Source organism: Bacteroides sp. Phil13, assembly GCF_001940965.1.
Taxonomy (GTDB): domain Bacteria; phylum Bacteroidota; class Bacteroidia; order Bacteroidales; family Bacteroidaceae; genus Bacteroides; species Bacteroides intestinalis.
The window spans coordinates 39,910-54,330 of sequence record NZ_MSHA01000056.1 but is presented as its reverse complement, the minus strand read 5'-3'; the positions used below and the strand labels follow the sequence as shown (position 1 = coordinate 54,330).

Here is a 14,421-nt window from a genome sequence, read left to right as displayed (position 1 = left end):
ATAAACCAAAAGGATGAATCAAGATATCGGACGTGCTATAGTTTTTTCAATACCTGCAGTAAGTGCTGCGGTCAGCTTGATTATGATTTCGCTCGACATAACCCGCTCTTCCAATACGGTCAACCGAAAAATACATTACAGCATAATCACTGTATACTGTCTAATAATACTGTACTGGAGTGGACTGGTAATGTATTCCATCGCCCGTGACGCTTTCATAGCATACTTGCCTGTTTGCTTTTCCTCGTTTAGTTTTATTCCCATATTCCTGTACATGATCACCTATATTATTACAGGAGTAGGCGATCGAAAGCATTTCCCCACATACCATTTCATCCTTCCAGCATGTTTGACCGTAACTATCCACGTGATTGCCTTTACAGTACCGTTCCAGCAACGATGGAATGCCATTTATGACAACGGGGTAAGCCTGATAAGCGCAATTATTGACAGCACGTATATCATCTGTATTTTGCTGAGTATTTTATATTCCGGGTTGAGCCTGCTCCGCATAAAATCGTACAAACGTCAAGTTACCAATTATTCCGCTGATATCTACCGAATGTCGCTGGATTGGTTGTCCTTTATCATCATCTTCAGGGTCCTGTTGCAAACCTTACCGATAGCCGGATTAATATTGGGCATCGAACTATTCAATAAATTGGGGGTTATCTGGACATTCACAACATTACCAGCAGTCTTTACTCAGATTGTGTTGTGCCTGAACATTCTTTCGGAGAATTATGTGATCATCGAACCTATTACCGCCAAAGAAAAGGAAATGACCACGTCCGGAAATTATGCGCAACTGGAACGCCAGCGGGTTGAAAAGTATTTAGAGAATGAAAAACCTTATCTAAATCCGGAATTCAAAATAACCGATATGGCCAAGGATCTTTTTTCAAACAGGACTTATATATCTGCTTTCATCAACCGGGAATATGGTATGAATTTCAATCGTTTTATCAACAATTACCGACTAAAGGAAGTAGAAAGACTACAGTCAGAGGCTATACAAAGAAAGCAAAAAATATCCTCGACGGAAATTGTCATTCATGCTGGATTCAGTAATTATCGCAGTTATTTCCGAGCAAAAAAAATGGCAAAGAACGATCCCGTTTCCATTGATTAAAAGAAAATTTAAACAACCAGTAAGATACACGAATACAGGGATATAGAAACTAATCATCTGTATTCAACTTATTTACTTCCTAAATACAGGAAGAACATTCCAATCAATACTAATATGAGATCGACAGCCTTACTCTTTAAATTCTTTTCACGGAAGAAGAGAGCTCCGAAAAGGAAGGAGACAACCACACTGCCGCGGCGTACCATAGAAACGATGGAAATCATGGAGTCTTCATAGCTCAGGGCATAGAAGTAGGCAAAGTCAGCCGCACTAAGGAAGACGGATATCAGGATGATAGTCCAGTCCCAACGGAAAGGAGTACTTTCTTTTCGTTTGGGATACCATAGCAAAAGGATGATGGGGCACATGATAAATACCTGATAAACATTGTACCACGATTGTACAACCATAGGATTGAATTGCTTCATCAGATACTTGTCATACAGTCCGCTGATAGCACCGGTGATGGCGGCAAGCACAATGAAATAAATCCATTTGTTATGCTTGAAGTCGATGCCCTCTTTCTTGCCGGAACGGCTCAGCATAAAGAAAGAAAGTATGGCAAGCATGACTCCGATCCATTGATACAGGTTCAGACGTTCACCGAATATCAGCATGGCCCCCACGAGTACCATTACAGGGCGGGTGGCATTAATCGGTCCTACAATAGTCAACGGCAAATGTTTCATACCGAAATAGCCGAATATCCAAGATGAAAGAACGATAAAGGACTTGATAATTATAAACTTATGTACTTCCCAACCTACTACAGGCACATCAAACATTGTTCCGTTAAGGACCGGAGTAAAAGCGGAAATCAATATGAAAGGAAGAAATACCATACTGGAAAACACTGTGTTCAGAAACAGAACGGGAAGCACAGCATTGTCACGCAATGATTTCTTCTTAAATGCATCATAAAACCCCAGCAAGGCAGCTGAGAGAAAGGCGAGTAATAACCACATGGTTCTTAGTTAATTAATTGTTAGTTATTCAGTTATTATCTGCGATGAATAATTCCTCGGGATATGTGACATCTACCAAAAACAAGGCATTACCCGGAACGGAAGTACCAGCCTTGCAACGGTCTTTCTGTTCGATGACACGCCGGAAGCCTTCAACGGTGAGCTTGCCACGGCCTACTTCAAGCAGAGTACCGACAACTGCACGAACCATATTGCGCAGGAAACGGTCCGCCTGAATGGTAAATACCCAGGTTACATCATCTACCTGCGTCCAAGCGGCATGCATAATGCGGCAATTGTTCGTTTTTACGTCCGTATGCAGCTTGCTGAAACTGGTGAAGTCCGTATAATCAAACAAAATACGGGCAGCTTCGTTCATTCGCTCAAAGTCCGGCGCTTGGAAAAGACGGCAACGATATTGACGATTAAAGGGAGACTTTACCGTAGTCACGTAGTATTTATACATGCGGGCTGTTGCATCAAAACGGGCATGCGCATCGGGCTTCACTGCACGGATACGGTAGATAGAGATGTCCGGTGGCAGAAGGCGATTCAACTTGTCGGTAAAAAAGACAGTATCCAATGGTTCATCACTATCAAAGTGGGCTACCATCAGGGAAGCATGCACACCGGCATCGGTACGTCCGGCACCGATAACCTCTACTTCACGGCGCATCAATGTGGCAAGTGCGCGCATCAGACACTCTTGTACACTGTCTCCGTTGGGTTGTATTTGCCAGCCGTGGTAAGCGGTTCCGTCGTAAGCTAAATAGATAAAATACCGTTGCATACTCTTTTGCTTTCATTTTTTCGGCTGCAAAGATAGTGCAAACCCAAAGCTGTACAAAATAAGCTTGCTTATTTTTAATGCTGAGGTGCAGCCTATCTTCGCTTTCAAGCAAAGATATTATAAAGCGGAAAAATGACAAGCAAATAGAGAAGAACTCTCTTTTCTTTTTTATACTTTTGTGCCCACATAAAAACAATTCCAAACAATATGCAACAAGTATACAGTAAACTTCCACTCTTATTTTTAGCAATAATCATCACCAGCACTTCCCTTGCCGGATGCAAAAAGAAAGATATGTCCCTCAAGTTGAATGAACCGAGAAACATCAAAGGGGTAATCAGCTACAGACGGACTTTCGGAGACTTGAATGAAGCACATTTAAATATTGCACAAGCCATAGGTATCGCCCCCATCGCTTCGCGCAAGGATGCAGAAAACATGAAAGAGAAATTGCATCATATAGAAACAAATGATTTATATAAGGTGGATTCCCTCACACACTCCATCCCTTATCTGATTCCGAGTGCAGCACAATTGCTCGATACCATCGGCAGCAATTTCCTAGATTCGCTTACGGCAAAAGGACTGAATCCGAATAAAGTCATCGTGACTTCCGTACTTCGCACCCAGGATGATGTGAAACGCCTGCGCCGCCGCAACGGAAATGCCTCCGCAAACTCTGCACACTTCTATGGTACAACATTCGATGTAAGCTGGAAACGTTTCCAGAAAATAGAAGATGAAGACGGACGCCCCTTGCAGGATGTCAGTGCAGATACCCTGAAACTCGTTCTCTCGGAAGTGTTGCGAGACCTGCGGAAAGCTGAGAAATGCTATATCAAATACGAATTGAAACAAGGATGTTTCCACATTACTACGAGAGGAAAGGGATAAAAGATTAATAATATTTCCCAATTCCACCAAACCCCGTTATTATTCTATTGTCTTTCGTTTTATTGATAAAGTTGTTTAATCGCTTTTCAAATTCTTCCGGCCGTTTCCTTGCAGCTTCAATGTATGCAATTCGGATACGCTTATATGCATCAGAGAAAAGTTGATAATTTTTCCATGTGATCTTATCCTCTTTCAATCTGTCAATTATATCATCGGGGAAAACAAAAGGAACAGACAAAACATTTCGTATTTTATCTTCAAATTTAGGGTGTATCATTTTATTATCCAGCAGCCACTTAAGCCTTTCTTTATTGGCTTGCGAGTATGTACTTTTAGGGTTTCTGGGCGTGAAATGCTGAATTTTATGTTCTTTGTCAAGCGCCTTTATTGTACTGTCAATCCACTCGAAGCAAAGGGCTTCTTCAACAGCATCGTTGTAAGTAATACCTTTTTCGCCCGAAGATTTACCGGGAAATACAAACCAAATATCACTGGCAGTCTCAAAGTTGTCAGTCAACCACTTTCGCCAATCTTCTCTGTTTTCAAAATATCTTATCTCTGTTGACATAATACCTCCCCTCATTCCTCCATCATCCTCCACGCCAGTGGCAAGTAATTTACAATGTCCCCTGCCGTCATTCCCATCATTCCCTGCTTCTTGCAAGCGATGTCTCCGGCAAGACCATGAACATACGTAGCCAGGCAAGCTGCATCCTGTGGCACATATCCCTGGGCTAATAACGCAAGCACAACGCCTGTCAGCACATCACCACTGCCTCCTGTTGCCATACCGGGATTGCCTGTTGTATTAAAATAGCACTTCCCTTGCGGAGTGATAATAGCAGAATACGCACCTTTCAACACAATATATACCCCTGCCGTCCGTGCCAGTTCACGTGCCTTCGTCAGCCGTTCATAAGAATCCTGACATTTTCCTACCAAACGTTCCAGCTCTTTGGGATGAGGCGTAAGTATGCTGCCTTTCGGCAAACGACCGATATAATTGCGGTGTCCCGCCAACACATTCAGTGCATCAGCATCCACCACCATAGGTGTCTGACAAGCATCTATCTGTTCCAATACCGCCGCCTCGGTTTCTTCCGACTTTCCCAGTCCCGGTCCGATGCCTACCGCCTGATAATCATCCGTATCCGTAGGACAGGCAAAACAAGTATCGCTGGGATCCATTTCCGTCATTGCTTCCGGAACAGAAGTCTGCACAATCATGTTGTTGCAATAAGGCACATGTACCGTCAGCAATCCTACTCCGGAACGCAGGCAAGCCCTTGCGGCAAGTATGGAAGCTCCCGCCATTCCTTGCGAACCCGCAATAAGCAAAGCCCGTCCGAAGTCCCCCTTATGGGCAAACTTATTGCGTGTCTTCAACAAATACTGCATATCTTCCCCTTCCAGCAAGAAATAATCCGTATCCGTTTCCTCTATTGCATCTTCACTCAGACCGATGTCCAGCAATTCCCATTCACCCACGAACTCCTGATTTTCCGCAAAAAGAAAAGCCAACTTCGGCAATTGCAGAGTTAGCGTCACATCCGCACGGACAATATTCGCCCGGATATTGAATGTATTCTCTTCTCCCATCAAGCCCGAAGGAACATCAATGGCCACCACCCGCGCCGACGAAGCATTGATATACTTCACCACGGCAGCAAAACCACCGCTCAAGGGCTTGTTCAGTCCGCTACCGAACAGTCCGTCAATCACCACATGATCGTCCGTCAACACAGGTGGCACAAATTGTGAGGTCACTTCGTGGAAATCTACATTCTCCACATCCGCAAGTCGTTCTTTATTCGTCTCGCAATCGGGAGAAAGCTCTCCCTTGGTATTAAACAAATAAACCGAGACTTTATAGCCTTTCTTTGCCAGCAAACGGGAAACGGCCAATGCATCTCCCCCGTTATTGCCCGGCCCGGCAAATACCGTAAAAGGTGTTTTTGCATCCCAACGTCCGGCAATAGCTTTTGCCAATGCCTGCGAGGCACGTTCCATCAGGTCGATGGAAGCAATCGGTTCGTTCTCTATGGTGTAAGCATCCAACTCTTTGATGCTTTGGGTAGGAAATATTTTCATATCTAAATCTTCAAACTAATATTATTCATTAAATCCATTTTCTTCTTTTTCCGCCTCCTTGTCAGCCTGTTCCATTTTCTTCGTCAGCAGTTCCTTCGGGAAATAATACTTAAACGGAATCCGATGGCATCCCGCACGCTTCACCGCCAACGTCAACATACGGTCTGCCTTGAAATACACACGCGACAGGTTCACGGAATGCGGCAACACATCTTCCGGATGTTCAAACCCTTTGCTCGTGACCGCCGTCTGAAATGAGCCGATGCCGCGCAACGTTACAGAATGCCCGTCACTCAACTCCTCTTCGATGATTTCACCTGTCGCGGCCAGAACAGCTTCTACCACTCCCCGATGAAAACCAGTCCGTTGCGCCACCTGATGTGCCACGTCCCGCTCCGTTTTACCGCCTTTCTTCTGCAATTTCTTGCCAACGGCATACCACAATTCTTTTCTTTCTCCACTCGATACATCCGCCTTGCGACGGACAATATAAGGTATTGCCATATCTTTGTTTTACTAATAGTTATCACCTCTTTATAAGATAGTCCTCGCTTCATTAAAGAACAGTGTTACCAACACCCGGGTGTTAGAATATCCGACACCCTCATGTTGACACTACCAACATCCCCATGTAAGCATTCCCGACACCCGGGTGTTGGTAACAGGATTACTATAACAAAGGTAGACTATTTAATAGAGATAAACAAGAAAGAATTAAAAAGAATCAATAGTATTTTCCATGCAAATATTGCATGTCCCGAAACAAGCTGGCTAAAATTTACCATCAAGACTGATAGAGACAGATAATCTTAATTAATTTTAGGAAACCACCCGCCATACATAGATAACTCAATAGACATCACAACCTAAATTATTTCAAGCTCCAAATGCATTTTTTACATTTTAAGATTCTAAATAGCACATTAAACAATATAAATTAGTAGATTTGTTTTCTTAATAGGAAATAGCATATTAGTAGAAACCTGAAGAGATATAGATGTGATAAAGGCGACTATCTTATATGTAAAGTTTTAGCTGAGTATACTATGAAACATATTAGTAAAGTTATCTTAGTACTATTGTGTATTTTGCTGTCCTACCCATTTTATGGAATGGCACAAAACATAAAGTCTTTTGATTTTAAAGGAAACTTTTTCTATAATACAATTACTTCTATTGAACAAGATACGTTAGGCTTTATGTGGTTAGGTTTGGATAATGGCGTTTTTCTTTTTGATGGTTATTCTCTTCAGCCATTAATTCATTCAATGATAAGCGACCGTTATGTTAATTTCTTAAGCCACAGAAAAACAACATTGTATATAGGAACCAATGAAGGACTTTATGCCTACAACTATATAAATAACCAATGTGACCTTTGTTCTCCATTGTTGAAATCCAAAAATATTATAGCTTATCAGTGTAACAGCGATTATCAAGTTGTAGCTACAGACAGAGAGGTTTTCCTCTTTGACTATAACTGGAATTTCATCCACAAAATAACCATATATAAGGAATCACTGAATAATCATATTACCTCTATGGTGATTTATGGCAATCAAGAAGCCTTATTGGGTACAGAATCCGGTTTGGTGATCATTCATATTGAAAATGACGGTAAAACGAAGAGCAACACTTTATATAGTGGAGACAAAATTGTTCAATTATTTATTGATAGCCGCAATAAACTATGGATATGCCGTGGCGAAGAAATATTATATAGTAACATAGATACTTTGGATTCTGTGGGAATATCGGGATTTAAGCATATTGCCTATAATCATGAAGTTATCTCTTTCTTCGAATACGCAAATCAAGTGTGGGTGGGAACCAGGGGATATGGTATTTCCATATACGAATATGACCATAGCGGAAAGGCAGTCTTGAAAAATAAATTATTAATAGATAAATCAGGAGATAGCGAACTGAAAAACACTATTAATAAAATTTATAAAGACAAGAAATCCAGAATTTGGATATGTACATTAGAGGGAGTATATTTATACAATGATGAGTCCTCCAACTTTCATGCCATCAAGCATAGTAAAAATGGAAAGAATGTTCCATCCAGCAATATTATTTCTTCCATATACTGTGGCAATGATTATTTATGGTTGGCCACATCCAATGGAATTAATAAGATAAAGTGGAACAATAAAAATGACTATACTATTACGCAATATGTTGACCGGAGAAATACAAATGACATAATGGCTGGCAACAAAATACAGTGCATCACCAAATTCAAAGATCAAACCTTCTTGATCAGCACAAAAAACGCAATCAAATTTTTCGATTCGGGAAGATGCCTTTTTTATGACGATCAATCACTGAATGTTGCATTAGAGCAATATGGAATGCGATATGTACGTTCCATATTTAAGGACTATTACAATAATATCTGGTTGGCATTCTCCGAAGGTGGGGTTGGTAGTATCAATGCTTCAACCGGCAAATTCACCAGATTAGACTATCCGGAAAAGGTGAAAGGCAAACACAGAGCCATTTGTAGGGACAGCAATGGAAACATTTGGCTTTCATCAGACAATGATGGGTTATATCGCCTACAACTGGACGATGATTTGAAAGTTATAAGTACAAAATTATACCCTAGAAATATGTTTGGTGGATCGTGGATAACGGCAATATATATAGACCATCAAAAAAGAATATGGGCCGGAACAGCAAACGGATTATATAGATACAACATTGAGCAAGATAAGTTTACCAGATTAGAATTCCCATATTCAAGAAAGAGTTCCTATATTGGGGCTATTATACAGGATAATATGGAGAATATATGGGCGGTTAGTTTACACGGTATTTATAAGATTAATCTAGAAGATTTGATTGTCTATTATGAATTGAATGTAAATCAAGATATTGTAAAGACATGGTATATTTTGGGAACATGCGTCAACCGCAATGGAGAAATATTCATAGGAGGAGTAAATGGACTCAACTTTTTTAATCCTACTCAATTGACACCAGACACTTATCCGCATAATGTCTATATATCCGGCATAAAACTTCTGAATAAAGAGAATTTTTCCGATGAGAAGAAAAATCGCTTGCACGAGATCAATAATTCGGGCAAGTTAGTGCTATCGTATAAAGATACTCAATTTTCCTTGTCTTTCAGCTCTCTCTATTATAAAGATCCGCTAAAAATAGAGTATGCCTATATGTTAGAGGACTTTGATAAAGACTGGATTATTACAGACGCATCAAGAAATAACGCTTCTTATTCCAATTTAACTCCCGGCACATACACTTTTAAAGTAAAATCAACTAATGCTTCGGGTATCTGGATGGACAATATACGGACTATTGAGATTGTGGTAGAAAAGGCACCATGGAGAACTTGGTGGGCCTACTCCTTATATGTAAGCATAGTTGCAGGCATTTTACTATTAGTTGTCCGAAACTTTAATTTAGGTTCTAAATTGCGGCACAAGGATGCTTTATCTAAGTGGAAATTAGACTATTACACTCGTTTGTCATATGGTTTTAAGGTACCCTTAACTCTGATTTATGCGCCTCTGCAATATTTACTAAAAAATTATGACCAGTTGACAAATACAGATGTTAAGCGTATGCTACATACGATGTCAGGCAATGTATTCAAATTGTCGGAACAAGTATCGAAATTGATGGAGTTCAAAAAAGTATCCTTGGGAGAATATGATGTACAGTTATCAAAAGTAGATATTATTCCTGTTATCCAAGGAATTTGTAATTTATTTCTAGATGAGTTTGCCACAAAACATGTAACTTATTCAATAGAAGGAAACGTGACTTCTGTTACAACTATCATAGACATAACTAAGATAGAAGTAGCTCTATATAATATTATGGAAGATGCTATTTCCTATATAATAGATAATGGTAGGGTTGAGGTGAAATATATGCTTGACTCCCATGATTACAGGCTGAACGTAAGTATTATTGCATCCCGAAGTGGAGAAGGTGAGTCTAATGTACAAGAGTTAAACACTCGCTTTTTAATTGCATACGATTATCTAAAAGTGCATCATAGCGAACTATCCATACGTAATATCGAAGGAAACCGGATGAGGGAATATATTTTCGACTTGCTATTAGGCGACTCTCATTATAGTGCAAGAGAAATGAAAACATTGGATAAAGCACAATCTGTATCGCTGTTATTACCTGTAACTGTTCAAAAAGATAGAACTGTGGATGAATTGAATATTGATTCGGATAAAACTTTGCCAGTGATTTATCTGTATGAGGGAGACAAGGACATAGATCTCTTCATAAAGTCTGTTTTTCAAAATAAGTTTAACATATCACTAAACACAGCTGCTACCGACATAAAGCACATACTCGACAAAATACCTTCTCTAGTTATTTTTGATGTGGTGAAAGAAGACGACTATAAATTTGAGTTATGTCGCAAAATGAAGGAATACCAGATATTATCAGCAATACCCGTCATTTTCATTTCCTCACTTTCTTCTGAAATAACGGAGCAGAAGGCATATGAAGCAGGAGCTGATGTGTTTATTGCAAAACCATTCAATGTAGCTAGCCTGGATGCAAGAATAAGACAGCTGCTTGATGTACGTACGGCAATCAAAGAGAACATTCGGAAAGAGTTGATTATAGATCCTAAAGAAGTACTTATCACATCAGATGACGACAAATTCGTTGCTAATATCATCAACGTTATAGAAGATAACATAGCAGATGTTGAGTTTAATATTGATAAATTGGCTAGTTTATTAAACATAAGCCGTTCTACTTTATATCGAAGAGCTATGGAAATCACGAATTTGTCACCAAGTGATTTAATCAGAAAAAGGCGCATGCGACGGGCCGCAGAGCTGTTAAAACAAACTTCCCATCCTGTCTCAGAAATATGTTATATGGTGGGATATTCAGATCAACGCTATTTCGGACAAAGCTTTAAGAAAGAGTTTGGTATGACTCCGAAACAATATTCTATTCAGAAAAAGGTATAGAAACAGAGTTTGACATCCGCAGATATTCTTCAGATATAGCAATTATTTACTATTATAAATCTGTGTCATCTGCGGATGAAATATCATATAGATACTCTTTTATTTTCTTTTTTTACAAGAAAAACTCTTATTGTGGAAAGTCTTTTTCAAAATCAGAAAGATTAATCCAATCTGCCGGAACTCGCTCTCCGTTCCTTATCCTGTGCCAAAAGTCATGGGCTTCGCTGGTGTCCGGATATTTATCAAAGATATCCCCCTTATTATACATTCGCGGATCTTTTTGATCCAATAATCGTCTGGTCATTTCTTCTTCCATTCTATCTTTTATGCAAGCATATTCCTTCTTTTGAATCAAATTGACCATGCAATTAGGATCCTTTTTTATATTATATAATTCCTCCATTTCCCGTTTCCCAAAAGACAGTTGCCATAAATATTTTGTTTTGGGATTATGACGGGCTTTCAGGATCTCAGTTTTAGTAGGGCTACCGTCCACATTCATATAACCTGTTTCAGGATCACCTGCAGGCCAGCGTTCAGGTTTAAAGTTTTTAAGGTAAAGGAAGTCTCCTCTGATCAACCCACGGATAGGATATCCCTGATCATTGGGGCGACCTACATCATGCCGTTCTTTACCAATCATTACGTAATTACGGTCTATCCCTGTGTTTTCATCTTTCAGCAAGTCAACAAAGTCTCTTCCAGTGATAGCTTGCATCCCTGATTGCATTTCACTTATACCTGCTACCTTCAAAATAGTAGGTGCCAAATCTATGACACTGATGTATTCATTGATCTGTCTTCCCGGATGTCTTATCCCGTTCTTCCACATGACTGCCATTGGGATATGATTGGAGTTATAATACTCCTGTCCTTTACAACGTGGAAAAGGCATATTATGATCAGAAGTAACAATTATAACAGTATTGTCAAGTTCGCCTATTTCCTCTAAAGACTGAAGTATCAGACCTAAATGTTTATCAAAATGCTCTACTTCCACTGCATAATCCAGCATATCTCTTCTCACAACCTCATTGTCTGGCCAATAGGACGGTACAGAATCAATATCATTGATATTCTTCCCAAAGCGCTTAGAAGATTCATATTCATAGCCACGGTGCGGTTCAAGTGCTCCATACCAAAAACAAAATGGCTTAGACTTGTCCCAACTCTTTAGAAAATCGTTAAAATTGGCTGCATAATCACAATCAGAAATCCCCGTAGTTGGAGGCGTAAGTTTACGTTTGTTCCATACCTGCCCGGTGAGATTTCGGTTCTCACCTCTTGAATTGACAGCATATCCAGGTCCCCAACCCTTTCCCGTACAGCCTACATAATATCCATTATCAGCTAAAGCTTCCGGATAGGATTTAAATTTCTCAGGAAAGTTCGGCCAATGATTACAGGCTTCTTCCAACTGCCATGAATTTCTACCTGTAATCATAGCAGCACGTGAGGGTGCGGATTTGGCATTACATGTATACATATTATTAAATAAAAGTCCATTGCGAGCTACAGTATCAAATGCAGGTGTATTTATCCATGGAACCCCATAAGCACTCATATGACCTGCATCATCAGCTACACAAAACAAAATATTGACCCTAGGCGCAGTCTGTGCCGTCGCAATTGATACTTGTGCAATAGTTGCAACACTTAGCAAAGAAAGTATATGAATATTCATTGTCAGATATTTAAAAGTTAATGTTTTTATAGAATTCATTTATTACATACCATGCTTTTTTGCGATATCCTTGATCTGAAATTAACCCTTTTCGATTCCAACCATTTTGATTGAGCGGGTGAAAACGATAAGGAGAACGAAAATCAAACAAAATCCAAGGGGCTATACCTGTCAAATTAGGAATAGAGATAAACATTGCTAAATTGTCCTTATATAGCCGTTCCTGATATTCTTCACTCCAAGAACTCGCAACTGTAGCATCTCCAGACTGGCCGTATAATGCTTCTCCACCAAATTCGGAAATAAAAAGCGGTTTATCTGGACAGATATTCCAGCTAATCTCAGACGGCTTAATTGGCCACGGATGATACCACCCCATGTATTTATTGATAGATACAACGTCCAGATATTCTGTAAGTGTATCCTCCAACTCAAATGTTTGGGTATCACCATTCCACTTCACCTTATCAAAAGCAGCAGTAAGCAAACGGGTGGTATCCATCTTTTGACAATTATTTATAATTTCTTTTAGAAAACTGTTACGCGACTTGGAGGGACTGGTTTCATTAGCAATTCCCAAAAATGTCAAAGCACATCTGTTTCTATCTCTCATTATCATTTCAGAATGCATAGTCAATGCTTTCTGCAGAGTTGCTTTACTAGTGAAATCTATATTTTGCCAAAGTGGTATTTCTTCCCACAGCATGAAACCCATTTTTTCAGCCAATCTTACGATGTACTCATTTTGAGGATAATGTGCCAGTCGTATCAAATTAGCTCCCAATGCCTTTGCTTCGGATAACAGAGCTACTGCGTCTTGTTGAGAGAAAGCTCTACCTTGTCTCTGAGCTATTTCTTCATGAAAACTGATACCCTTCATAAAAACAGGACTACCATTCAGATAAATTTGTTTCCCTTTGACATAAAGATTTCTAAATCCGAGTTCTTCTTTAATAGTATCGCTGCGAGTAGCCAGTTGAACCAGATATAGCTGAGGCGTTTGCGGTGACCACCGTTGTAACCGCTTAACTTTTATGGAAGTCTGCGCCATGCCTGTACTATCTGTGCTCAACTGTCGAAGTACATTTAAAGCGGGAATAGTAATTCGGATATTTTCATTTACACGCTTTTCAGAAAGTTGTACTTTGACATGAACCAGATCCGGCTTATATTTGTCTAACTGTATAAAATAATGATCAATATATAGTTGGGGAGTTTTCACAATCATAACATTCCGAGTTATGCCACCATAGTTCCACCAGTCATAGAGTAAAGCAGGTATCGCATCTTTATTTCTATAGTTATTAACCTCCAATACAAGAAAATTGTCTCCAGAAACAATATAGTCTGTTATATTTATCTGAAATGGAGTAAATCCTCCTTCATGCTCCCCCACTTTGGTTCCATTCAGATATACAGTGCATTGGTAATTTACTGCCCCGAAATATAGAAATACATTTTCGTCAGAACTCCTTTTTATACTGAAATGCCTTGCGTACCATACTGTACCTTCATAATATTTTAATTCCGGATATTGAGAATTCCAGTCACCCGGTACATTAAGCCGTACTCCTCCTTCAAAAGCATATTCTTTGAAATCGGACTTACTTTTTAAAGGTTTATCCTTATAGATAGAGTCTTTATGCCCATGCAGATAAGGATCTATGATTACATCCCATTTCCCATTTAATAGTACATATTTCCGTCCATATACGTTTGTCATAGCAAATTGGGCGCGTGCAATCTGTACTTGATTGCAGCAGCCCCATAATAGTAAAAACAAATAAACCAATTTCTTTTTCATGGTAGTTGTTAAGTGTTGTTTATAAATAAAATGCAGGTTAGATTGTCTTAACCGTCCTAACCCGCATTCTTAT

Annotated in this window: 10 protein-coding genes; 3 read left to right on the top strand and 7 right to left on the bottom strand. The window is 39.6% G+C overall.

Features of this window, described 5'->3' with window-relative positions:
• Positions 1–13: 13 nt before the first annotated feature.
• Positions 14–1,132, top strand: a complete 1,119-nt coding sequence (locus BWI44_RS11005) for a helix-turn-helix domain-containing protein (RefSeq protein ID WP_195209225.1) — start codon at positions 14–16, stop codon at positions 1,130–1,132.
• Between the two features lie 68 nt (positions 1,133–1,200).
• Here the strand turns inward: BWI44_RS11005 and BWI44_RS11000 are convergent, their stop codons facing one another.
• Positions 1,201–2,097, bottom strand: coding sequence for a DMT family transporter (locus BWI44_RS11000; RefSeq protein ID WP_007666654.1), 897 nt, complete (start codon positions 2,095–2,097; stop codon positions 1,201–1,203).
• A gap of 28 nt (positions 2,098–2,125) precedes the next feature.
• A complete protein-coding gene (truA, locus tag BWI44_RS10995) occupies positions 2,126–2,887 on the bottom strand; it encodes a tRNA pseudouridine(38-40) synthase TruA (RefSeq protein WP_007666657.1) in 762 nt (253 codons plus the stop codon).
• Positions 2,888–3,094: 207 nt separating this feature from the next.
• On the opposite strand from truA, the gene BWI44_RS10990 reads away from it, so the two are divergent.
• Positions 3,095–3,781, top strand: coding sequence for a DUF5715 family protein (locus tag BWI44_RS10990; protein WP_007666661.1), 687 nt, complete (start codon positions 3,095–3,097; stop codon positions 3,779–3,781).
• Positions 3,782–3,785: 4 nt separating this feature from the next.
• On the opposite strand, the gene BWI44_RS10985 is transcribed toward BWI44_RS10990, so the two are convergent.
• From BWI44_RS10985 to BWI44_RS10975, 3 genes are read right to left on the bottom strand one after another with little or no spacing between them, the layout of a single operon-like run.
• Positions 3,786–4,349: a YdeI/OmpD-associated family protein gene (locus BWI44_RS10985; RefSeq protein WP_044155394.1), complete on the bottom strand. Its 564-nt coding sequence runs from the start codon at positions 4,347–4,349 to the stop codon at positions 3,786–3,788.
• Between the two features lie 11 nt (positions 4,350–4,360).
• Positions 4,361–5,872 (bottom strand): NAD(P)H-hydrate dehydratase, encoded by a 1,512-nt coding sequence (locus BWI44_RS10980; protein ID WP_195209224.1) that lies wholly within the window; start codon positions 5,870–5,872, stop codon positions 4,361–4,363.
• Between the two features lie 21 nt (positions 5,873–5,893).
• Positions 5,894–6,376 (bottom strand): HU family DNA-binding protein, encoded by a 483-nt coding sequence (locus tag BWI44_RS10975; RefSeq protein WP_117707317.1) that lies wholly within the window; start codon positions 6,374–6,376, stop codon positions 5,894–5,896.
• A gap of 542 nt (positions 6,377–6,918) precedes the next feature.
• Here BWI44_RS10975 and BWI44_RS10970 point away from each other — a divergent pair.
• Positions 6,919–10,860: a helix-turn-helix domain-containing protein gene (locus BWI44_RS10970; RefSeq protein ID WP_195209223.1), complete on the top strand. Its 3,942-nt coding sequence runs from the start codon at positions 6,919–6,921 to the stop codon at positions 10,858–10,860.
• Between the two features lie 127 nt (positions 10,861–10,987).
• Here the strand turns inward: BWI44_RS10970 and BWI44_RS10965 are convergent, their stop codons facing one another.
• Both BWI44_RS10965 and BWI44_RS10960 read right to left on the bottom strand, forming a co-directional pair.
• On the bottom strand, positions 10,988–12,544 hold the full coding sequence (locus BWI44_RS10965) for a sulfatase family protein (RefSeq protein ID WP_138293292.1): 1,557 nt from the start codon (positions 12,542–12,544) through the stop codon (positions 10,988–10,990).
• Positions 12,545–12,554: 10 nt separating this feature from the next.
• On the bottom strand, positions 12,555–14,348 hold the full coding sequence (locus BWI44_RS10960; RefSeq protein ID WP_195209222.1) for a glycoside hydrolase family 2 protein: 1,794 nt from the start codon (positions 14,346–14,348) through the stop codon (positions 12,555–12,557).
• Positions 14,349–14,421: the final 73 nt, after the last annotated feature.

Coding starts and splice junctions, on each gene's coding strand:
- BWI44_RS11005 (WP_195209225.1), top strand. CDS start 14: ATGAATCAAGATATCGGACGTGCTATAGTTTTTTCAATACCTGCAGTA.
- BWI44_RS11000 (WP_007666654.1), bottom strand. CDS start 2,097: ATGTGGTTATTACTCGCCTTTCTCTCAGCTGCCTTGCTGGGGTTTTAT.
- truA (WP_007666657.1), bottom strand. CDS start 2,887: ATGCAACGGTATTTTATCTATTTAGCTTACGACGGAACCGCTTACCAC.
- BWI44_RS10990 (WP_007666661.1), top strand. CDS start 3,095: ATGCAACAAGTATACAGTAAACTTCCACTCTTATTTTTAGCAATAATC.
- BWI44_RS10985 (WP_044155394.1), bottom strand. CDS start 4,349: ATGTCAACAGAGATAAGATATTTTGAAAACAGAGAAGATTGGCGAAAG.
- BWI44_RS10980 (WP_195209224.1), bottom strand. CDS start 5,872: ATGAAAATATTTCCTACCCAAAGCATCAAAGAGTTGGATGCTTACACC.
- BWI44_RS10975 (WP_117707317.1), bottom strand. CDS start 6,376: ATGGCAATACCTTATATTGTCCGTCGCAAGGCGGATGTATCGAGTGGA.
- BWI44_RS10970 (WP_195209223.1), top strand. CDS start 6,919: ATGAAACATATTAGTAAAGTTATCTTAGTACTATTGTGTATTTTGCTG.
- BWI44_RS10965 (WP_138293292.1), bottom strand. CDS start 12,544: ATGAATATTCATATACTTTCTTTGCTAAGTGTTGCAACTATTGCACAA.
- BWI44_RS10960 (WP_195209222.1), bottom strand. CDS start 14,348: ATGAAAAAGAAATTGGTTTATTTGTTTTTACTATTATGGGGCTGCTGC.